Annotated in this window: 21 protein-coding genes; 7 read left to right on the top strand and 14 right to left on the bottom strand. The window is 40.9% G+C overall.

Annotated features, from left to right (window positions below; genetic code table 11):
- Positions 1-46: 46 nt before the first annotated feature.
- The 8 genes from PCIT_RS15105 to coaBC all read right to left on the bottom strand — a co-directional run bounded on the left by PCIT_RS15105 (position 47) and on the right by coaBC (position 10,586).
- Complete coding sequence (locus tag PCIT_RS15105; protein WP_010364226.1) at positions 47-1,660, bottom strand: DUF342 domain-containing protein; 1,614 nt, start codon at positions 1,658-1,660, stop codon at positions 47-49.
- A 167-nt stretch (positions 1,661-1,827) separates the two neighbouring features.
- On the bottom strand, positions 1,828-2,220 hold the full coding sequence (locus PCIT_RS15100) for a RidA family protein (RefSeq protein ID WP_010364224.1): 393 nt from the start codon (positions 2,218-2,220) through the stop codon (positions 1,828-1,830).
- A gap of 13 nt (positions 2,221-2,233) precedes the next feature.
- A complete protein-coding gene (spoT, locus tag PCIT_RS15095; RefSeq protein WP_010364222.1) occupies positions 2,234-4,336 on the bottom strand; it encodes a bifunctional GTP diphosphokinase/guanosine-3',5'-bis pyrophosphate 3'-pyrophosphohydrolase in 2,103 nt (700 codons plus the stop codon).
- 204 nt (positions 4,337-4,540) lie between these two features.
- Positions 4,541-4,816 carry a DNA-directed RNA polymerase subunit omega gene (gene rpoZ, locus PCIT_RS15090; protein ID WP_010364220.1) on the bottom strand — a complete coding sequence of 92 codons (276 nt, stop codon included), beginning with the start codon at positions 4,814-4,816 and terminating at the stop codon, positions 4,541-4,543.
- Between the two features lie 90 nt (positions 4,817-4,906).
- Entirely contained in the window at positions 4,907-5,530 is a 624-nt protein-coding gene (gene gmk / locus PCIT_RS15085) for a guanylate kinase (RefSeq protein WP_010364218.1), read from the bottom strand.
- Positions 5,531-5,736: 206 nt separating this feature from the next.
- Positions 5,737-8,484, bottom strand: a complete 2,748-nt coding sequence (locus PCIT_RS15080; protein ID WP_010364217.1) for a S9 family peptidase — start codon at positions 8,482-8,484, stop codon at positions 5,737-5,739.
- Positions 8,485-8,684: 200 nt separating this feature from the next.
- Positions 8,685-9,275, bottom strand: coding sequence for a nucleoid occlusion factor SlmA (gene slmA / locus PCIT_RS15075; RefSeq protein WP_010364216.1), 591 nt, complete (start codon positions 9,273-9,275; stop codon positions 8,685-8,687).
- A gap of 117 nt (positions 9,276-9,392) precedes the next feature.
- Positions 9,393-10,586, bottom strand: a complete 1,194-nt coding sequence (gene coaBC, locus PCIT_RS15070; RefSeq protein WP_010364215.1) for a bifunctional phosphopantothenoylcysteine decarboxylase/phosphopantothenate--cysteine ligase CoaBC — start codon at positions 10,584-10,586, stop codon at positions 9,393-9,395.
- A 155-nt stretch (positions 10,587-10,741) separates the two neighbouring features.
- Here coaBC and radC point away from each other — a divergent pair, with 155 nt between their 5' ends.
- The 3 genes from radC to rpmG all read left to right on the top strand — a co-directional run bounded on the left by radC (position 10,742) and on the right by rpmG (position 12,091).
- Positions 10,742-11,416 (top strand): RadC family protein, encoded by a 675-nt coding sequence (gene radC, locus PCIT_RS15065; protein WP_010364214.1) that lies wholly within the window; start codon positions 10,742-10,744, stop codon positions 11,414-11,416.
- A gap of 271 nt (positions 11,417-11,687) precedes the next feature.
- Positions 11,688-11,924, top strand: coding sequence for a 50S ribosomal protein L28 (gene rpmB / locus PCIT_RS15060; RefSeq protein WP_010364213.1), 237 nt, complete (start codon positions 11,688-11,690; stop codon positions 11,922-11,924).
- 11 nt (positions 11,925-11,935) lie between these two features.
- The gene (gene rpmG, locus PCIT_RS15055; protein WP_010364212.1) at positions 11,936-12,091 is read left to right on the top strand and encodes a 50S ribosomal protein L33; all 156 of its coding nucleotides are present in this window, start codon (positions 11,936-11,938) and stop codon (positions 12,089-12,091) included.
- A gap of 147 nt (positions 12,092-12,238) precedes the next feature.
- Here rpmG and PCIT_RS15050 read toward each other — a convergent pair whose 3' ends face one another.
- The 4 genes from PCIT_RS15050 to recQ all read right to left on the bottom strand — a co-directional run bounded on the left by PCIT_RS15050 (position 12,239) and on the right by recQ (position 16,759).
- Positions 12,239-12,817, bottom strand: a complete 579-nt coding sequence (locus PCIT_RS15050) for a mechanosensitive ion channel domain-containing protein (protein WP_010364211.1) — start codon at positions 12,815-12,817, stop codon at positions 12,239-12,241.
- Between the two features lie 34 nt (positions 12,818-12,851).
- On the bottom strand, positions 12,852-14,558 hold the full coding sequence (locus tag PCIT_RS15045) for a BamA/TamA family outer membrane protein (protein ID WP_010364210.1): 1,707 nt from the start codon (positions 14,556-14,558) through the stop codon (positions 12,852-12,854).
- A 74-nt stretch (positions 14,559-14,632) separates the two neighbouring features.
- On the bottom strand, positions 14,633-14,929 hold the full coding sequence (locus tag PCIT_RS15040) for a DUF3630 family protein (RefSeq protein WP_010364208.1): 297 nt from the start codon (positions 14,927-14,929) through the stop codon (positions 14,633-14,635).
- 18 nt (positions 14,930-14,947) lie between these two features.
- The gene (gene recQ, locus PCIT_RS15035; RefSeq protein ID WP_010364207.1) at positions 14,948-16,759 is read right to left on the bottom strand and encodes a DNA helicase RecQ; all 1,812 of its coding nucleotides are present in this window, start codon (positions 16,757-16,759) and stop codon (positions 14,948-14,950) included.
- 107 nt (positions 16,760-16,866) lie between these two features.
- On the opposite strand from recQ, the gene PCIT_RS15030 reads away from it, so the two are divergent.
- The gene (locus PCIT_RS15030; RefSeq protein ID WP_010364205.1) at positions 16,867-17,322 is read left to right on the top strand and encodes a thioesterase family protein; all 456 of its coding nucleotides are present in this window, start codon (positions 16,867-16,869) and stop codon (positions 17,320-17,322) included.
- Between the two features lie 72 nt (positions 17,323-17,394).
- Positions 17,395-18,279 carry an EamA family transporter RarD gene (rarD, locus tag PCIT_RS15025; RefSeq protein ID WP_040697292.1) on the top strand — a complete coding sequence of 295 codons (885 nt, stop codon included), beginning with the start codon at positions 17,395-17,397 and terminating at the stop codon, positions 18,277-18,279.
- Positions 18,280-18,326: 47 nt separating this feature from the next.
- On the opposite strand, the gene PCIT_RS15020 is transcribed toward rarD, so the two are convergent.
- Together PCIT_RS15020 and maoP are read right to left on the bottom strand one after the other, a co-directional pair.
- A complete protein-coding gene (locus PCIT_RS15020; protein ID WP_010364202.1) occupies positions 18,327-19,562 on the bottom strand; it encodes a response regulator in 1,236 nt (411 codons plus the stop codon).
- Positions 19,563-19,753: 191 nt separating this feature from the next.
- Positions 19,754-20,119 (bottom strand): DUF413 domain-containing protein, encoded by a 366-nt coding sequence (maoP, locus tag PCIT_RS15015; RefSeq protein ID WP_010364200.1) that lies wholly within the window; start codon positions 20,117-20,119, stop codon positions 19,754-19,756.
- Between the two features lie 88 nt (positions 20,120-20,207).
- Between maoP and PCIT_RS15010 the strand changes: the two genes are divergently transcribed.
- The gene (locus PCIT_RS15010) at positions 20,208-21,053 is read left to right on the top strand and encodes a LysR family transcriptional regulator (RefSeq protein ID WP_010364198.1); all 846 of its coding nucleotides are present in this window, start codon (positions 20,208-20,210) and stop codon (positions 21,051-21,053) included.
- Between the two features lie 215 nt (positions 21,054-21,268).
- On the top strand, positions 21,269-22,198 hold the full coding sequence (locus PCIT_RS15005) for a porin (protein ID WP_010364195.1): 930 nt from the start codon (positions 21,269-21,271) through the stop codon (positions 22,196-22,198).
- Positions 22,199-22,242 lie beyond the last annotated feature (44 nt).

The raw sequence follows: 22,242 nt of genomic DNA, 5'->3' as shown, positions 1-22,242 counted from the left end.
TATTTAGGAAACAAGGCCGTTTCAGGGCGTTATGTGGCAGTAAAGGTTAATTGGTTTTGAAGTCGATTTCTATTTTTCCATCTTGTAAACTTGCGTGGCAGGGGGGGTAACTGCGTTGGGTTTTGTATACACGATCGAAAATATGAATTTCAACACCGGGGTTTAATGTTTGGTTAGCGGTTAACTTAGTACGCTCTAATAAATCATGTAAGTTTAATTCTAGCTGAGAGAGTTGCTGCTCTAACTCTTCAGCTTGTTGACAGTAATGCTGCTGAGTAGCCCCAATTTTTGCCATTAATTGCTTTTTCTTGTCTAAGTCTTTAAGCATATCTGCTTTTTCAATCGCTTTTTGTAATGTTCCTAGCTGGTCGTCAGTTTGACTCAGTGCTTTGAGGCAGTTGTCAGATTCTTGTGTGATTTTCATGCCGCTACGAGCAAGATAAATACACATTTTTGCACCCGATTCACTGCCAATGACCCCTGCAATGATCATTTGAGCGTCGAGTATTTCTCCCCCAATAAGCTTACCCCTGGGTTGCTCATCTATGCCGACTTGAATAAGTTGGCTGGCTTTAATATCACAATGATTACTTTGCCTATCAATAAATACGTTATTTGCTTCCAGGTAGGTGTATTGACCATGAGAAAGATGAATATCACCTGCTGCCACGAGTCGGCAAGTAAGGCCCTCATCATTGTTATTATGATCTAAGTGGCCAATAACTGCCTGTTTAACTTCAATATTACCTCCACTTATAAGCTCTCCAGATTCAACAGAACCCATTACAGTGATATCGCCTTTGGCTTTTACTTTCATGCCAGGAGCCACATTATGGGTAACAATAACACTGCCGTTAAAGTCTACATGGCCACTGCGTACGTTAACTTCACCTATGGTAAATACATCATCTACACGCATGCCATTTTGAATACTCGAAGGGCAACCTGCGATGGTTGCTACTAATTCTAAAGGGTTGGCCGGAGATATTTGCGTGCCTTCACCGGCAATAAGTTGAAAGGACTCCCCCGGTATAGGAACTATAGAATCCCCTACGACAGTAAAACCTTCTTTGCCTGGGGTAGCTGGTCGCTGAGTGATAAGTACAGTCCCAGGGGCTACACTCGATAATGCACCAAAATCACGCATATCCACAGTACCATCTTCACGTAGCTTGGGCTGTTTCAAACGCTCTTTAACTGTTTGTACATGCTGTAATAGTTTGGCTGGTTGTCCATCCTGAGGGGGCCGCCCTTGCGCTACGATACCTGAGGTTTCAGTACCAGGCTCAAGCTCAAGTTGTTGTTTTAAAATTTGCTCGAGGTAGACTTGTTTATAGCCACGACTTACCCCTGCTTTAACGATTTCTTTTTTTGCTTCATCAAGGGTGACTGACTTGCCTCCCATCGGGCATTTGAGTTTACCAATTGCCTGCATTTGATCTTCTGATACTTCAACGGAAAATGTGGCATCGTGTTGCTTTGCAACAACGAGCTGCTGTTCAGGGAAGTCATTGGTAAAATGTGCTTTTATTGATTCATGATTTATTTCACAGTCAGCATAAGGCGAGCGCTCAAGTGCTTCCACAATAAAAGCAGCGCTTGGCGGGTTAAGCTCCGCAACATTAAGAAGGATATTGCCATTATGTGCCAATTTAAACACGAGTATCTTCCTTTACTATTATTTTTGTGAAAAATACGTTCAAGCTTTGAACAAATCACATGATATTCACAGAGTGCTTAATTAATAGTATGTAGTCAAGTGCTTAAGGTCAAAGTTCAGATAATAAAAAACCCACCAGGAGGTAGGTTTTTTCATTACGCTAATGTTTAATTAGTTGACGGTAATTCCATGATCCCATCAATTTCAATCTGGACGCCTTTAGGTAGTTCGCGTACGCCAATTGCAGCCCTTGCTGGGTAAGGTGTGGCAAAGTGCTGACTCATGATATCGTTCACGGTGGCAAAATTGCTCAGATCAGTGAGGAAAATATTCACTTTTACCATATCTTGCAGTTGTCCCCCAGCGGCTTCACAAACAGCGGTTAAGTTTTTAAATACTTGCTGTGCTTGCTCTGCAAAATCTTCTGAAATGACTTCCATTGTTTCAGGTATAAGCGGTATTTGACCTGATAAGTAAACCGCAGTGCCCACTTTAACCGCTTGATTATAAGTGCCAATTGCGGCGGGGGCTTGATCAGTCGATATAATAACTTTATTCATTTAATTGAGTGTCCTACTTTTTACGATATACACGTTGTACATCAGGCATAACTCGGATCCGACGCATGATATTAGCAACATGAATCCTATCTTTTACAGTGACGCCTAAGTCTATAATGTATAAATTACTTTCTTTCTCATCAGTTGCAATCTCAACGATATTTGCGTTGGTGGTTGCAACCACGTTGGTGAGTTTCGCCAGTGCACCTTGATGGTTAATTATTTCTACTCGTAAGGCCGCGATATACTCTTTTTCTGGGTTATCTTCCCATTTTACGATGACATATTTTGAACGTTCATTTTGCCAACCTTTAATGTTCTTACATTCTTGGCGATGAACCGTTAGGCCTTTACCCTGACTTACATAGGCCGTAATTGCATCTCCAGGCACAGGTCGGCAGCACTTAGAGTAATTCACCAGCATACCTTCGGTACCTATGATGGCGGCTTTAGCTTGCTTAGCGATATTTTCTAGGCCTTCATCGGCTTGCAATAAACGCTTTGCGACCAGCACACTCATGATATTACCGCTACCGATTTCTACAAGCAATTCAAGCAAAGTGGATAGGTTTTGCTCTTCTAGCACCAAGTCGACTTGCTCAGAGGGGATATCATCCAGTTTTTGTTCGCCTAATGCGGAGTCTAGAAGTCGACGACCCAGCAATATAGCCTCTTCTTGATGTTGGCTCTTGAGATAATTTCGCACACCTAAGCGCGCTTTACCGGTAACGATAAAGTTTAACCATGTTGCGTTTGGATGTGCGCCAGAACTGGTAATCACTTCTACTGTTTGGCCGGTATCAAGTGCTTTACTTAATGGGTAAGGCTTACGATTAACGCGGGCTCCAACACAGGTATCGCCAACATCAGTATGAACAGCGTATGCAAAGTCGACGGCGGTCGCTCCCATAGGCAGTTCGACTATTCGGCCATCAGGCGTGAATACATAAATCTCTTCAGGAAATAGCTCTGTTTTAACGTTTTCTACAAATTCAAACGAAGATCCAGCACTTTGCTGTAGTTCAAGTAAGCTTTGCATCCATTGACGAGCACGTTGTTGAGCGGTATTCCCAGCGCTATCACCAGATTTTTTATACATCCAATGCGCGGCAACACCCATATCAGCCATTTGATCCATATCGAGTGTACGGATTTGGATTTCCACAGGGATCCCGTGAGGGCCGACTAATGAAGTATGTAGTGATTGATAACCATTGGTTTTAGGTACAGCGATATAGTCTTTGAAGCGGGTTTCTATAGGCTTGTAAAGGTTATGAGCAACCCCGAGCACGCGGTAGCAGGTATCCATGCTATTTACATTGATACGAAACGCATAAATATCCATTACTTCTGTAAACAAGAGCTCTTTATTGAGCATTTTACGATAGATACTATAAAGGTGTTTTTCTCGACCACTGACAGAGGCTTCAATACCGGATTCTTTTAAGCGGCATTCAATTTCTGTTTGTATATTACTGATCACTTCTTTGCGGTTGCCACGTGCTTTAGCCACTTCAGATTTTAGCGCGCGGTGCCGCATTGGGTAGAGTGCTTGAAAGCCAAGGTCTTCTAACTCGTTTTTGATATCATGGATACCGAGCCGGTTAGCAATAGGGGCGAAAATTTCTAATGTTTCACGCGCAATACGTCTGCGCTTGTCAGGACGCAGTGCGCCAAGCGTGCGCATATTATGCGTTCTATCGGCCAGTTTAATCAAGATCACGCGAATATCTTGTGTCATCGCCATGATCATTTTGCGATAATTTTCAGCTTGAAACTCTTTTTTATCTTTAAAACTCAATTTATCAAGTTTACTGACGCCTTCGACTAATTCAGCAACAGTACTGCCAAATATCTCAGCCAAATCTTGTTGGCTAAAATCAGTGTCTTCAATGACATCGTGCATCAGTGCTGCCATGAGAGTTTCATGGTCAAGCTTCATACCTGCAAGGATCTGAGTCACTTCAACAGGGTGAGTGATGTAAGGTTCGCCACTTGAGCGGGTCTGTCCTTCATGAGCTTCACGTGCAACGACATACGCTTTTTGTACAAGCTCAACGTCGGCTGGCGGTAAGTACTCAGAGATTTTCTTTTTTAGGCCTTCAAAAAGGTACATTCACACTCCGATGTTCCAGTGAAGTAATAGATATGTTACGAATATACGATGAATTTCAAGATAAACCAACGGCTAGTTGGGACTTTATGGTGATTACATAAATAAAAGTATGAGGGATCCAAGGTAATATGGGTAATTTCTCGATATTAAAAACAGCAATGCCAGCAATAAGTGCTGGCATTGTCGTATTCTATTTGCAGGTTATTAGCTGTTTCCGCCAACAATTGCTGCTACAGCTGCAAGTTCAGCTGCTTCTTGGTTTTGTTGCTCTTCACGATCAATTAGATCAAGAGATGAGCTGTCTACCAAGCCTTTTTCAATTTCACGCAAAGCGATAACCGTTGGTTTGTCGTTTTCAGGATCAACCATAGGGTCTTTACCACCTACAGCGATTTGACGAGCGCGACGCGCCGCTACCAAGATTAAATCAAAACGGTTACCAATTGCATCTACTGCATCTTCTACAGTTACGCGAGCCATCGAAGCACTCCAAAGTTATTCATTTCCAAAAGGCTAGTTTACTGCACACGAGCCATTTCGCCAAGTGGGTGGTTAAAATTTATCTCGATTTTAGTTTAAAAGATCGCAAATGAGGGGATGATGACGTACTTTCTGTGCGCTAAGTTCTAACCGAGCTGCTAGCACAATGCTTTCAAGTTGTTTTAACGTGGTATCAAAGTCATCATTGACTAGCACATAGTCAAACTCAGCATAGTGTGAGCTTTCAGATTTGGCTTGTGCCATTCTATCTGCAATTACCTCTTGAGAATCTTGGCCGCGGTTATTTAAACGCTGCTCTAATTCAGCACGAGATGGTGGTAAGATAAAGATTGTTTTTACATCAGGTACAAGTTCACGGACTTGCTGTGCACCTTGCCAGTCGATATCTAAAAATACATCAATACCGTGGCTTAACTGATTTTCAATAGCCGCTTTTGAAGTGCCGTAGTAATTATCAAATACCTGTGCCCATTCGAAAAAGTCATTTTTTTCAATCAGACTTTTAAACTGTTCAACATCGACAAAGTGATAATGCTCAGCATTTTTCTCACCAGGTCGAGGGCTTCGAGTTGTATGAGAAACAGAGACTTTTATATCATCATGGATTTTCAATAATGCATTAATGAGACTTGATTTACCCGCACCTGAAGGTGCTGACAATATAAATAAATTACCGCGTGCTGTTTCAGCCATACTAAACCGCCAAATGAGAGAGTAGGTGTGTATACCTACCGATGAAAATTAATTTAAGCGCGTATTTTAAACCTTCAAGCAGATAGAAGCCAGAGTTACTGTGAAAGGAGATCAAAAAGTACGTTAGCATGCGCTAGCGTACTTTTGTCTAATCAAGTGTGAACCTTAATTCCTTTCCTGAGTTTATAGTGGGAGACTAATACAGTTTATTCAGGTGTATAGGCTTGCCCTTGGGTGATCCATTCTTTTGGTTTTTCATCTTTTAAATGAAAATCAAAGTACTCCATCATACGAATTGAGAAATCAAGTTGATTGGGGAACTTCTTCAGGTGATGAGGTTCACCTTCATATTGTAGTAAAATTGCATCTTTATTTAATCGCCTTAATGCTAAGTAATATTGAATACCTTCTTGCCAAGGCACTGCACCGTCTTTATCGCCAAACATCATTAAAATCGGTGTAGTCACTTTATCGGCAAAGAATACTGGAGAGTTTTCAATATAAAGGTCGAGTGCTTTATGTAGTGGTTGGCCTATACGGCTTTGCCCTGTTTCATACTGAAACTGTCGTGCTAGGCCTGATTTTAAACGAATCCCACTGTAGGCTGACGTCATATTTGTTACTGGTGCGCCAGAAACAATGGCTTTAAACATATCCGTTTGTGTGATCATGTAGGCACTTTGGTAGCCAGCCCATGAATGACCTTGTAAACCAATTTTATCAGGATGTGCAACGCCAATATCAATGAGTTTTTGTGCCGCATTAACCATTGTTTGTGTTGACGACGGCCCAGGTTTGCCTATTTCAAAACGAATGTCAGGCAAAAATAACGCATAACCATTTGATGTAAACATAGGGAAATTTGGACGATGGTTTAATTCCATTTTAGGGAAGTCGTACATACGTTGGCTCATATAGCGGTAGAAGTATATGACCACTGGTAACTTGTCGCCTTTTTTGTATCCGGCAGGTTTGATCAGTACGCCTTGTAAGTCTTCTCCATCATGACCTTTGTATTGTACAAGTTCTGGCTTTTGACCCCATGCAAACTGACTTATTTGAGGATTAAGGTGAGTGACTTGTTGCGGCGCTTTAAAGTCACTGTTGGTTTGCCAAAAATCAGGGAATTGATGATAACTTTGTTTTGTAAATAGCAGTTTATCACTGTGTTTTGCGCGTTTTACAACATCAAACCGGGCTTCACCTGTGAGTACGGTGTTTAGTGTGTTGTCTTTTAAAGATAAGGTTGCAATATGGGTTTGTTTGTTATTTAAATTGTGGGCGCTGAGTACGAGGGTTTGCTCTGGTGTAAAGCCCGTGGCTTTTTTGTCTAGCTTGCGCACTCGATATTGAGTCGCGGTTTCCTTTCCGTTTGTTAATCGTGTCGCCTGTGCCGTGGCTACATCAAATGCCCAAATGTCATGTTTGCTATAAGCATATAAAGTACTGCCATCGACTTGCCAACCAGCAAAATGGTAGCTGCTTTGCTCCTTGGGGTAGTCATGTTTATCATCAGCAAAAATGACATTATCAATTTTGTTGGTGAGTGAAACTTGCTGTTGAGTTGCTAAATTTTTTAGCCAGATCTGCTTATCTTCAAAATAGGCGGCATGGTTACCTGTAGGTGATAGGGTCGGTTTAAAACGAGTATGTGTGGTAATGGTTTTTTTATTACCATTTTTTACATTGACCGCATAATAATCTTGGAAAAACCCGTTATACATGACCTCTTTTAAATGTGCTGTATTATCACTGCCAAGTAAGTATTGTGCTTCGGTATGTAACGTTACATTCTTAACTTGAGGTGTAGAAAGCTGTGCAACATGTTGACTATTTATATGGTAAACAGCGTGATAATGACGATGTTTGTTAGTCTCTTTCCATGTTTTAATTTCTCTTGGTTTAATCTCTGGATCTGCGTTGTGCCATACTTTTAAGCCTTTTTGGGCGCGAATAGTATCGTAATCGGTCAGCGATGTATTGTCGGAGTATTTTAGTTCAGGGGCTTTGCTTTCAAGCAGCGGGCGGTTTTGAAAATATAAACGCTCACCGTGTTCTGACCAAGTTAACTTGGCTATTTTGGCACTAAACCAACCTTGGGGGTTCTCGATATCAGTTAATTGATTATCATTGGCATGCCATAGGGTAACTTTATAGCTTCTGCGTCTAGTATCATCGTTGACATAGTTACCCATATTAAATGCGACAATAGGTTGTGTCGGGTGCCATATTGCTTGGCTTAATGTTACCCCAGGTTCTTCAAATAAACTGCTCTTTGTGTTTGACGTTAGCGAAAAGAAACCGATTTGATTCTTGCGACCGTCATCACTGTTTTGTGCGAATAAAAGTCCATGACTGTTTGGGCTCAGTGCATATTTACCGACCGTATCGATGCGATGGGTCTCATCGTTAACTAAGTTGATGATAACAAGTGGGTAGTGAAGATCTTTTTTATCGGCAGTAATCTTTGACTCAGAGTCACCGGTACTTTTAGCTTTTTCGGGTTCTACTTGTTCGCGATATGCGAGCCAAACGCCATCATTGGAAAGTTGATAGTCTTTAACTTTAGCAAACGTTCGCTGTTTTTTTGTCTTAGTATTAACAAGTACTAAGTTATTGGTAAGTTGTTTCTTTTCTTTTTTTGTCGCAGTTTCTTGCTCAAGCAGACTGGGAGTTTGCGTAAAGGCAACCCAAGTAGCATTTTTATTTATAATTGGCTTTGTGCCGCGTTCGACCTGTGCGAGCAGTTGATTGTCAGCAAGGGTGTATATATGCCCGACGGGGTTGCCTCTATAAGGTGCTGCTGAAAAAGATAAGATAGACCCGTTTTCTGAAAGTTGTGTATTCTTAGCATAATTGAAGTCAAATACATCTTTGAACTCAAGTGATTGTTGGCTATAGGCGGCGTTACTCAGGAGTAAGCTGGTGATAGCCAATGATGGTAATTTGATCATGTTGGTTATTCTTAAAGTTTGAAGCTTATATAGGGTTGTAGCACTTTTATTGAGGGTAAAAAAGAATTGTGCGTTTAGTGTATCGGTTAAACGGATAAATAGCGTGGCAATAGGGCCTTTATATAAAAGGGTATTTTATTATGCTCAACATTTTAGTTTAAGGGAGAGTATTACTCACTCTTATTAGAGTGAGTAAATAGCTAGGTTAACCAAATTTTTTGCAACTCTTTCCACTGCATTTCAAATTGTTGACTAGGTAAAGCGGTAAAATCACTGCGTACGAATTGATTCATTTTTCCTTCTACGTAGGCTAGGAAAAAATTAGCCAGTGCAGCTTCATCAGTCGAAAATGCTTTGCCTTCACGGAGTTTTCGTTCACGCAGTACCTGTTTAAACTGCGTTTCTAGCTTTTCGAATAGACCTTGCACACGCTCTCTAAGTCGCTCTTGCTCACCTTGAAGTGCATCGCCCGTTAATATACGTGTGATCCCCGGGTTTTTTTCGGCAAAAGTGAGTAATAAAACCAGAATATTATAGATACGACCCTGAGTTTCTTTTTCATTATCTAAGATAAGGTTTATACGCGAAAGTAGGGTGTTTTCGATAAACTCGATCAAGCCTTCAAACATCCGAGCTTTACTTGGGAAATGGCGATATAGCGCGGCTTCTGACACGCCAACTTCAGCAGCTAACTTCGCTGTTGTGATACGTTGACCTGGGCTTGTTTCTAACATCTGTGCAAGAGACTGCAAAATTTGTTCTTTGCGGTTACTACGTTTAGTCGCTGGCATGTACCTTCCTTTATTTATCGTTATTATGGTCAGTGCAAACCCCAAGCTGCTTACACCAGTACTCGGGGTCTTATGTTAATGTTTTATTCAGTTTGGTGCCAGTGTTTTCCAGAGTACTTAATTAAGACGTTTTGCTAACGCTTGTAATAATTGCATCGCTAATTGTTGTTTACTTGTCGCGGGTAAATTCAGGGTGTCGTCAGGCCAAAATAGCGTTAAAGCATTATCATTGGCATTAAAACCTAAACCTTTTACGGATACGTCATTAGCGCAGATCATATCTAAGTTTTTGTTTTTTAATTTAGCTTGCGCATACTGCTGAATGTCTTGCGTTTCAGCTGCAAAGCCGACCGTATAAGGTCTCTCTTTTTTCAGTGCTGCCACGCGTGCGATGACGTCGGGGTTTTTTATCATAGTAAGGGTGATTTCATCGCCTTGCTTTTTGATTTTTTGCTCTGAAATAGTTGCAGCTCTGTAATCTGCCACTGCTGCACAGCCAATAAATACATCAGATTTTGGTGCCAAGTGCATTGCTATGTCGAGCATGTCTTGTGCACTTTCAATTGGGTATAGTGCTGCGTCGGTGGGGGCGGCAATGGCCACCGGACCACTGATCAAGTTTACCGTTGCACCAAGGTCAAGTGCTGCTTTAGCAAGGGCAAAGCCCATTTTTCCTGAGCTATGATTACTAATATAGCGCACAGGGTCTAATGCTTCACGGGTTGGGCCCGCGGTGATTGTGAATGTCTTCCCTTTTAATAGGGGGGTGTGCACTGGAGCTAGGCATCGCTCTACAAGATCAAGAGGTTCAAGCATTCTGCCTGCACCCACATCACCGCATGCTTGCTCGCCTTTACCTGGGCCCCAAATAGCAATATCACGGGCACGTAACGTCGCGATGTTGGCTTGTGTTGCTGGGTGGGCATACATTTGCTGATTCATAGCGGGGGCAACGGCCACTTTAGCCGGTGTTGCCAGTAGTAAGGTCGTTAATAGATCATCTGCGATTCCTTGCGCCATTTTTGCTAGAATGTTGCAGCTTGCCGGTGCAACTAAAATTAAATCAGCCCATTTTGCAAATTCTATATGACCCATAGCGGCTTCGGCACTAGGATCTAATAAAGAGTCAGCAACAATCTCTCCAGAAACCGCCTGCATGGTGAGCGGGGTAATAAAGTGTTTTGCTGATTCAGTCATGACAACCTTCACTTTGCAGCCGCGCTCTGTGAGTCGCCTTACCAGCTCAGCACATTTATAAGCTGCAATACCACCACTTATACCTAACACAATATTTTTTACTGGTTGGCTCATATTTAGATACACCATTAGATGAAGAGAGTTTGTTTGGTGCTAAAGATACCATACCAAAGCCACCCTGTTTAGATGAGGCAAATACTGATTTTAAAAACAACAAAGCTGTGACTACACTTTATAACTCAAGATAGATGCACAACTAAGGATGGAACATGCAACTAAATTTACTACCTAAGCAGAGTCGACCGCGCGAAAAACTATTAAAGCAGGGACCCAGTGTATTGACTGATGCTGAGTTACTGGCCATTTTTTTGCGTACTGGGATCACTGGCATGAATGCAATTGAGCTGGCAGACTCGTTGCTGAAAAAAAGTCACTCTCTTCATAACTTATTCAATGCAAGCCTTGCAGAGTTCTCTGCATTTAAGGGGGTCGGTGAAGCAAAGTATGTTCAATTACAGGCTGTTTTAGAATTAAGTAAGCGTTATTTAAAAGAGCAATGCCACCGCGATACTATTTTTACTTCACCCGATGCGGTTAATGATTATTTGACGATTCAATTAAGGGGGTTAGGGCACGAAGTGTTTATGGTGTTGTATCTGGATAATCAAAATCGGTTGATCACAGATGAAGTGTTGTTTACAGGTACTATTAATAGTGCTTCGGTTTATCCCAGAGAAGTGGTTAAGGCAGCACTTAAACATAATGCCGCTGCGGTCATCTTTGCACATAATCACCCAAGTGGGTTGGCTGAACCAAGCCAAGCTGACAAGTTAATTACGCAAAAATTACAAAATGCACTGGCTTTAGTCGATATAAATGTACTTGATCACCTCATTGTTGCTGCCGAGCAGTGTGTGTCTTTTGCACAAAGAGGACTAATTTAGCGTGTTTACCTAGGTAAAGTTGTAAAAAACATCGCTTTGCATGTGTTTTTACAAAATAGTTTAATTTAAATGCAGTTTTTACTTTCCCTAAGGGCATTCGATCATTATAATTGGCCGCTATCAAATTTACACATGAGCTGATTAGATAGGATCAGATCCTTGATCTCTACCTGTATATGCTGTATAAAGAGCGCCCTCTGATTTACCCTGGGGCCACAGTAATGTCCAAGGGAAAATTAAGCTCGAGCGAAGTTATTGGAGATACATAGACATGTCTAAAGTCTGTCAAGTTACAGGTAAGCGTCCAGTGGTTGGTAATCACCGTTCACACGCGCGCAACGCTACTAAGCGTCGCTTCCTACCTAACCTACAAACACACCGTTTCTGGGTTGAAAGCGAAAAACGTTTCGTTTCATTACGTACTACTACTAAAGGTATGCGTATTATCGATAAAAAAGGCATCGACGCGGTTCTTACTGAAATCCGTGCTCGCGGCGAAAAAGTTTAAGGAGCTGGGATATGCGTGATAAGATCCGTTTAGTTTCTACTGCTGGTACTGGTTATTTCTACACTACCGACAAGAACAAGCGTAACATGCCTGAAAAAATGGAAATCAAAAAGTTCGACCCTAAGGTTCGTAAACACGTGATTTTCAAAGAAGCAAAAATCAAGTAATTTTGCTTTTGAAAGAATATCAAAAACCCAGCTTCGGCTGGGTTTTTTGTTTTTAACAGTATCATAATTTTAGATGTGCACTGTCTCAGTACTTCGTTATTCTACTCAGACTAAGTTTTTAACTGGTTTATATGAAGAGGACTTAGATCACTTTGCTACTTTTGGACCTAAATGCCGTTTAATAGGCACTTCTTTCACTTTTACAGGGGCCTTTTCCAATATCATTACAGGCCGAGTAACAAACAAGTTATTGGGGTAAATGACTTTGTGACCATCAAGGTGCTGTAATGCAACATGCATCAACCCCATTTCAGTAATACGCCCCTCGATATGGTTTGCCCCATCAATAATGCGCACCCATGATCCAATACGGCAATCATTCTGAATGAACATAATTAGGAATGAGGTTAAATTACTTAGCAATGACCAACTAGCAAATAACGCGACACCTAACATCGCAAATAATGAAGAGCCAAGTAAGAGTAGCCCTTTAAGTTCGATGCCCCAAAATACCAATAGCAAGCAGGTTAGTAATAGCGCAACAATAATGCGTATGAGCAGTTCAGCTCGTTGTTGACGGTGACTATCAATTTTTCCTTTTGTTAAATGTGCGAGTAACTGTTTGCATAAGCGTATTGAAATAGGAAAAAGCAATATCACAACTAGGGTGATCACAAGGCGGTATTGGGCTAAGAGGAAATCGACTATCGACACGATATAATTCAAGTAATGTACTCTATGTTAGTAAAGGGGATGAAGCTCAAAAACGATTTTTGACGGTAAACAACCATTGTACGTTATCTATATTATCAGGGCCATTAAGGGGGGCTGCCACATCTAAGTGTAAGACTAACCCTGCATTTGCCCTGCTGGGAGCAAGCCTCAGCCCTGCACCAATGTTTTTTAAATAATTAGGGTCACTGTGTACTAATGTATTGCCTCTAATGCGGCCAATATCAAAATACACCGCGCCGCCTACTTTGAATAATTGCAAGAGGTCATACTCCCAATAGTATCTGCGTTCGATATTAACTAAAACGCTTTTACTGCCGTGCTGGTAGTTAACAGGAAAGCCTCTTAGGCCGGTTTCGCCACCTAAGGTTAGTTGCTGATCAGCCGTAAGGTTTTTAGCAAATCTGAGTTGTATATTGGCATACCATGAGTCTTGAATACTGGTATTTAAATAATATTGTGCGCCAAGTTGCGTAATGAGGTTTCTAGCTGTGTTGTCTTGGCTATTCCATTGGCCTGAAAAAGAGAGGTTAATACGCCACAAGCTATGATCTGAGGTATAGTGTGCTTTATTAGCCGAGAACTGATAAATGAGGTGGTTATCATCATCGCTTAGGCTTTTATCTGAGTAGCCCAATAGGGCATTAATATCCCAACCTAAATTTAAATCCTCAGTACGATATATGGAGTCAAAGTTACGTACTTTTATGAATTTATCTTCTAACCACTGAGTTTGGATATAGGGGTAACTCAAGGTGCGATTATGTGCCAATGGCAAAGTTGTTTTTAAAAGTGGACTAAATGTTTGTTGCTCATAGTGATAACCCACCGTGAGTCGCTGTGTCCAGTTATTAGTGAGCTGTTGAGCATGGCCAAAATAGACTTTACTGACTTCAGTTTGTTGGGAAAACTCAGAAACGGTTTCTCCATCTTCATAAAGTGACTCGGTGCGTTTGTCGTTAAAGTTTAAAAAACCATAACTATAGGGTGTGTCAGTAGAGAAAAAAGGATAACTCACGCCCACATAGTGACGCTCACCATCATCATTATCAGCGTATTCGAGACGCCCTCGATAACGTGTGGACATAATATTAGGATCATCATACACAAAGAGATAACCAGATCGGTCTTGATCTTTTGTATGAGTGAGTGAAAGCCGCTTACCCCAACCGAATAAGTTACTTTCACGAAAGCCAATTCGTGATGAATTTTCTCCACCGCTGCGGCTAAAGCTTAAATCTGGTAGCAGCGTCCATAAATCTCGGGTCACCACAGTTACTGTGATATTGCCTTCGCAGTTTTCATCTGCATAGACTCGTGCATCATACAAATAGCTTTGGTTTCGCAGTAGGCGCTCGGACTCTACAATTTTTTTGATTGAGTATTCATCCCCTTCAGCGAATAACAACAATGTCATTATGACCGTCGGTTCAGTGGTAATATGCGCTCGATTGGCAAAGCGAAATACCGGGTTATCTTCAGCAGGAATATTGGTATCAAACACATTTAATTGTGCTAGTTTAATGTGTGATATTGTTTTGTCTTGTCCCTCTTTAGGTAAGTCTGTATTGGCGTCAAGCTGCCGAGTGAGGGTGATATCATTATCGGTAGCGTATGTTTGATTTGCACACGCTTCTATATGGGGGTGGTCAAGCACTGAGGGGGCGCTATAACTTAAGAAAGAGCAAAAACAGCATAATATGAGCGTTATTTGTGTTTTTATACTCACTTTCATCGCACTCCAAAATGATCAGCAATAAATAGTACTATCGAGACATGTACGACAGTTGATTATTTAAGTCTATCTGATTATTGGAAACTTGTTAGTAAATATTTAGATAAATTAATGAGTTGCTCTTGTGATTCAGCCCCTTCAGGGGCTATCCATATACTATCTGTATAGTGTTCAAAGTTAATGTTAAATGTACTATTTTCATAACTGAAGCGGGTTTGGTGGCGATCTGCACCTTCAAGCTCTTCTACGATAGCAATTTCGGGTTGGTGTAAAAATAGCTTAGCCCAGAATAAAAATTCGTCTGCTTCAGGGATTTCGGTAGGCGTAATTAATAAGACATGATGGATTGGATCTAGTGTTATGTTGGTCATAAGCAGCTCTGGATATAGTTAACTTGTGGCTAGGTAGTTGCGGATCAGTTGCATAAAAGGCGCACCGTATTTACTGAGTTTGGTAAAGCCAACACCAGATACAGAAAGAAATTCGCCATCGGTTGTTGGTGTTAATTGGGCCATTTCTGCAAGGGTTTTATCGTTAAATACTACATAAGGAGGTACGTCATCTTCATCAGCGAGCTGTTTACGCAGGCTACGTAATTTGGCGAAGAGTTTTTTATCATAATTAAACTGGGCTAATTTATCCTGATATACGTGTTTAGCTTGTAAACGCGGCTCTGCTAATTGCAGTGCATAGTCACCTTTTAAAACTGAACGCGCTGCTTCGGTGAGCTTTAAACTTGCACCTTGCGTGATGTCTTGCGTTAAGAGACCATGATGGATCAATTGCCGTAATACACTCAACCAAAACTCATTACTTTTGTCTTTGCCGAGTCCATAGGTACTTAACTCGTGGTGTTGGTTGTCACGAATACGACTGGTGTTAGCGCCTCTGAGTACATCAACAATATAGCCTAAACCAAATCGCTGCTCGGCACGATAGACGCAAGAAAGTGCCTGCTGCGCGACTAAAGTGCCATCAAACCGTTTTGGCGGGTTGAGACAAATATCACAGTTGCCGCAAGGCTCTCGTTGATACTCACTAAAATAGTTGAGTAATATTTGACGTCGACAAGTCTGGGCTTCAGCAAAACTGGCCATAGCATTAAATCGTTGTTCTTCTACTCGTCGGCGTTGTTCGTCTTCGATGTCTTCGAAAAAACGTTTCACTCTACCTATGTCCGCAGGATCGAAATACATAATGGCTTCAGCGGCTAAACCATCACGGCCTGCTCTGCCAGTTTCTTGATAGTAAGCTTCAATACTTTTTGGAATATCGTAATGCAATACAAAGCGCACATTGGGTTTGTTGATGCCCATACCAAACGCTACAGTGGCGACGACAATATGGATGTCGTCGCGGGCAAAGGCGCTTTGCACAAATTGCCTTTGTTCATTACTCATGCCTGCATGGTAAGCCGCCGCATTAAAACCAGCATCGGCGAGTTTTTCCGATATCTCATCCACCCGCTTTCTACTGGTGCAATAAATAATACCACTTTGATTTTGTTGTTCTTTTAAATAGCGCATTAACTGCGACAGCGGCTTGAATTTTTCTTCTATGGTATAGCGAATATTCGGTCTATCAAAACTGCCCGTATGGATATACGGGTTCTGTAAACTCAGCTGATTTACTATATCATAGCGAGTTGCAGTATCTGCGGTGGCTGTTAATGCCATCATGGGGATCGCTGGGAAGTGCTGCTTTAATTCACTCAAGCGGCAATAATGTGGCCTAAAGTCATGTCCCCAATGCGACACACAATGCGCCTCGTCTATCGCGAACAAACTAACCGGCAAATGATGTAGGCGTTCAATAAATTCGTACTGCAGTATTTTTTCTGGGGCAACATAGAGTAACTTTACATCGCCATCATGGACTCGTTGATATATCGCATGCTGTTGCTCACGAGGTACGCTGTTATTTATAAACTCCGCACTGACCCCTAATGCTTGTAATTGCGCTACTTGGTCTTGCATGAGTGAAATGAGCGGAGATACCACCACAGTGATCCCATCAAGTACCAATGCAGGGACTTGATAACACAGTGATTTACCGCCTCCTGTAGGCAGTAGTACTAAGCTGTCTTGACGCGCTAAAGCAGCATCGATCACCGCTTTTTGACCATCTCGAAATTCACTGTAACCAAAAATATTTTTTAGTACAGAGTTCGCGTTGTGTTGAGTATGTGCAAGAGTATCCATCGCTGGGCATTTTAGAGGTTTTTTAGCGCCTTGTCTGTAACTTTCCTGACTTGAAAAAAGTCGCAAACCAGCGTAGCTTTATCTGGTCTGATGAGTTTGAGGTGAGTATGGATAAATCACAAGTAATTAGCACCGTAGCCAACATATTTGTTAAGCAAATGCCATTTAATCAATTTCTCGGTATCACAGTTCGTCATTTAGATGCTGAGCGCGCCGAAATTGAAATGCCATGGCAAGATAATTTTATTGGTAACCCATCACAGAAAATTTTACATGGTGGTGTAATTTCGGCTGTACTCGATAATGTTGGGGGCATGTTAGCAGCTGCATCTATCGTTGATAAATTGACTGAAAGTGAACTACAAGGTGTCCCAAAAAAACTAGCAACCTTGGGAACCATAGATATCAGAACAGACTTTTTAAGGCCTGGTCGAGGTGAGCACTTTGTTGCGAGCGCGAGCTTGATCCGTTCTGGTAATAAGGTGTGTGTTTGCAGAATGGAATTACATAATGACCAAGGCACTCAAATCGCTTTTGGTACAGGTACTTACTTAGTCGGGTAGGTAATTTATTGTTTGGCAGTGCATTATTTTACAATTTGCACGTATAATGCCGACCTCTTTGCATCAAGCGGTATGAATATGCCAAACAGTGATAACAACCAAGGCTATCTCTACGCAGTACTTGCCTTCTTAATGTGGGGACTTGCCCCTATTTATTTCAAACAGCTCGACCAGATAAATGCGCTAGAAATTTTAACGCATCGCATCGTGTGGTCAGTATTATTTCTAGCTTTGATTATAGCGCTGACGAAGCAGTGGCATAAAATCGCGCCTGTCATTAAACAGCCGAAATTAATTTTATTGCTATGCTTGAGCTCCAGCTTGTTAGGGTTTAATTGGGGCCTGTTTATTTGGGCAGTTAATAATGGTCATATGCTTGATGCAAGTTTAGGATATTATATTAACCCTTTATTAAATGTGCTGTTGGGCGTGCTGTTCTTATCTGAGCGTTTACGGCTGTGGCAAAAAGTGGCAGTCGGTATGGCATTTATTGGGGTGTCGTTACAAGTACTCAGCTTTGGGTCGTTCCCTGTGATTGCGCTTTCACTCGCAAGCTCGTTTGCGATATACGGATTGCTACGAAAGAAAATGCCTGTGGAGTCGCTCCCAGGATTATTACTTGAAGCGGCTATCTTGTTACCTGCAGCACTGATTTATTGGTGGGTGAGTGAACCCTCAGCCACAACTAACATGGCGAATAATACGGACTTAATTAATATATTATTGATCAGTGCCGGTATTGTAACGACGCTACCTTTATTGTGTTTTATTGCGGCAGCGAAACGGCTACCTTATTCAACATTAGGCTTATTTCAATATATTGGCCCAAGTATTATGTTTGTATTAGCGGTTGTGCTTTATGGAGAAACGTTTACAACTGAGCGAATTCTAACTTTTGCCTGTATTTGGGCTGCGCTTGCTCTGTTTAGCTGGGACACTTATCGTGCTTCAAAGTAGTTGACCTTTAATCGCAGTTAATAAATTAAGGGCCAGAATTTTGGCCCTTAATTTATAATACAATTTCTGCCTTGTTCTTTGGCATCATACAGTTTGATATCTGCAGCTTTAAGGAGCGCATCAATTTTTTGTTCTGCTATACAAACAAAGCCGATTGAAATGGTGAAGTGAATTTTATGTGGAGTTAAAGAAGCACTGTTTGAGTCTAAATATTGCCTAAATAATTCCAATTGTGCCAAATTTTCGTCTGAGGTTCCTTGTTGAAAAAAGATGGCAAACTCCTCTCCACCCAAGCGAGCCTCTAAATCATGCTCAAAGAATTTATTAAAGGTTAATGCCAGGGCGCTTAAAACGTCATCTCCTGCATCATGGCCATATTGGTCATTAATATTCTTAAAGTGATCAATATCGATCATGGCAAGCGCACTGCTCTGCTGTTTTGTCGCGCGTGATTTAAGCATTTTTGCGGTTTGTTCGAAGAAATACCGACGATTGGGCAACTTAGTGAGGTAATCCGTATTCGCTTGGAGCCTTATGGTGGCTATATTATCGAGCATATCCACGTTTTGGCTGAGTCGACAGTAAAACTCTTCTGCGTTAAAGGGCTTCCTTAAGTAATCATTTGCGCCATTTTTCAAAAAACGTGCAGATAAATGTGATGTATTTGACCCAGATATACCAATAATTGCTTTATCATCATTACTATAAAGCCGACGAATTTCTCCACATAATTCTACACCGCTCATTCTTGGCATTTCGTTGTCTGTAATGATCACTGAAATTTCAGGGTGCTTTTGCAGTACATCGAGTCCTTCTTGGCCATCACCCGCTTCGAGTACTTGGTATTTATGTCTCTCTAATAACGCACTGACATAGCGCCTAGTTTGGCGAGAATCATCGACCACTAATACTTGCACATTTTCATTACGAGGCAAACGCTGTAACTGACGTTTTAAATACTGATAAGCTTGTTTATTTTCTTTGGTGATGTAATCAATAATAGGATATTTTTCGACGGTTTCTCGGGTTGTACTATCCAAGTTGCCTGTCATAACGATGGTTGGTATTTCAGCTTTTATGGTACAGGGAATTGCCTCTCCATTCGGGGCGTCTGGCAAAATGAAATCAACCACAGCGCAAAAGTACTGATTTTGACTAACGAGCGCTTTTGCTTCTGCGAGTGAGCCCGCAATATCAGCAGCATACCCAGAAGACACTGCAATGTGCTTCTGAACTTTGGCAATTGTGGGTGTATCTTCAATGATAAGTATTCGTCGAGTCACTTAAATAAGCCTAGTATATTCGCTAATACGCACATCCTAGTTTTAAACCTATCTGCTTAAAAAAGCAATGCTTAATATCAGCTATAAGTTCATAACTAATTGTTTTTCGTTATATTGTAATAATACTAGTCTAAATCCATGCGATGACAAGGGCGGAATACCATGTATTAGTGTGTATGCGCCTGAAAAGTTTACAAGTCAATGTCCATATCTGTATGTACATCATTATCAGGGTAAGCTTTAGAGTTACCTGTAATAGTGTAAATTTTGCTTTTACATGTACTGAACTTGAGGTATTTAGCCCAAGTTTTTTCAATCACATTTTCTGATGAGCATGTACCTTCCATTGCTTTTACAAAATGACTTTGATGACTATTTTTAGGGGGTGTTTTTTTTGTTTGTAAACTTTTTAATATCGCACCGTGATGCTCGAGTATATCGGCTTCTAGCAAGGTAAAGTGACCACAGCGACTAAACCCTTGAGAGAAGTTAACATCATCATAAAAAGGGTGTGGGCTAGCGAATGCATTTCGTAAACTCGTTAAATTTTGATTCATGAATTACTCCTACATCAGTGGTGTGTTTGGAGTATGGAGCATAATTTCGTTTTTATTAAACAAACTATTTTTATCGTGAGGATCAGTAATGGATATCGAACTGTTGAAAACGTTTGTAGAGGTGGTAAAAACGCGTCACTTTGGCCGGGCTGCAGAAAATTTATATGTTACGCAATCTGCAGTCAGCTTTCGGATCCGACAATTAGAGCAAAGTTTGGGTGTGGATCTATTTATTAGACAAAGGAATAATATTCAGTTAACCGCGCCTGGTGAGAGGTTATTACCTCATGCAAAAATGATACTCACCGGTATGCAAAGAGCAAAGGTAGATGTCGCTTTAGCAAATAGCACGCATAAGCAACTTACATTGGCTGGGACAGCAAACATTTGGGATGCCTTTTTACAGTTTGGTATTCATAAAGTGGTAGCTGCAATGCCGGGTATCTCTTTAGTTGCAGAAATAAAAACACAGCAAGAAAGTACCCGCTTACTGTTAGAGCGCACGTTAGACTTGGCGGTCTTATTTGACCCTCCTAAGGTGGATGACTTAATCGCTAAGTCAATTCACGATTTAGCGATAATCCCCGTGAGCACCAATCAATGTAGTGATACCAGCGCGTTTTTTGGCAACCAATATGTGTATGTTGATTGGGGAACCGCTTTTTCGTTATGGCATGCAAAACACTTTAAAGAGAATTCACCACCTTATTTTAGGACCAGTACAGGCAGAATCGCACTCGATCTAATCGTGCAATGCGGCGGGAGTACCTTTATTCCTGAAGCGTTAGCTGCGCAGATGATTGACAGTGGTATTTTGCATCATATCACCATAGTACCTAGTTCATCGCGAGAGATCTTTATGGTGTATCACAAGGATAATGAACAAGTCGAACAAATAAAAATGCTTGTTAATTTATTACATCAAATAAGGTAGATGTTTTTTTTATGAATTTTAAATGTTGTTCCTGTTACAGATTTTTGTTTTTAAGGTGTTGATTTAATTGGATTAAAATTCAATGTTTCATTTGGATTTCATTTTTTAGTCAAAATACTTACCAAAATATTTTGCATGTAATATTTCTGTCATTATGGGCTGGCACACTGCGCCTGTCTAAAAAATTACGTGTTACGATATTGAGGAATATAAACATGAAACCAGTTAAATCAACGCTATTATTGTCAGTATTAAGTGCTCTATCTTTCAACGCTCAAGCTGATGTAACAGTGTATGGTAAAGCAAACGTTTCTGTGCAATCGAGTGATGAAGGTGAAGGTTCGGTTACTGAGTTAAAGAGTAATACTTCACGTTTTGGGTTTAAAGGTGGCGAAAAGCTCGATAATAATTTAGAAGTTTTCTACCGTTTTGAGTTTCAAGTTGATATTACAGACGCTGACTCAAAAGGTGACAAAGACAATATCACAGCCCGTAATCAATATGTTGGTGTGAAAGGTAATTTTGGTGAAGTACTAATTGGTCGAAAGGATACTGCATTTAAACTCTCTCAAGGCCGCGTGGATTTATTTAACGATATTGAAGGTGATATTAAAAACCATCTTAAAGGTGAGAATCGCTTAGGGAACTCAATTACTTATAATTCTAATAGTTTCAACGGCTTTAAGGTTCATGGAACTTTCATAGCTGAGGATGACGCGGATGGCGAAAATGGTTACTCAGCAGCACTATCTTATGGCGACAGCAAACTGAAGAAAAGTAACATTTATGGCGCAATATCAGCTGATAGCGATGTAAAAGGTTATGATGCGGTGCGCTTAACAGTGCAAGGTAAAGTGGCTGATGTAAAGCTAGGTGCAATTTATCAAACACAAGAACGCGTTGATGGTTCAGATAAAGCTGATGGTTACGTATTAAGTGCTTCTTATAAAATGGGTGCCAATACATTAAAAGCACAATATCAAGTTATGGATTTTGATCATGGTGATAAAATGGATGGTGTTTCAGTAGGGATTGACCATAAAATAAATAAAGTGACTAAAATTTATGGCTTTTACACCTCATTCGACGGTGATAATCAAGTCGAGCGCGATTACTTAGGCGCTGGCTTCGAATATAAGTTCTAACATGCTGGCTGCTTCGTATAATCAATATCATATATGGGTTATAC

It is taken from the genome of Pseudoalteromonas citrea (genome assembly GCF_000238375.3).
Taxonomy (GTDB): Bacteria; Pseudomonadota; Gammaproteobacteria; order Enterobacterales; family Alteromonadaceae; genus Pseudoalteromonas; species Pseudoalteromonas citrea.
This window is presented reverse-complemented; position numbering and strand designations above follow the sequence as displayed.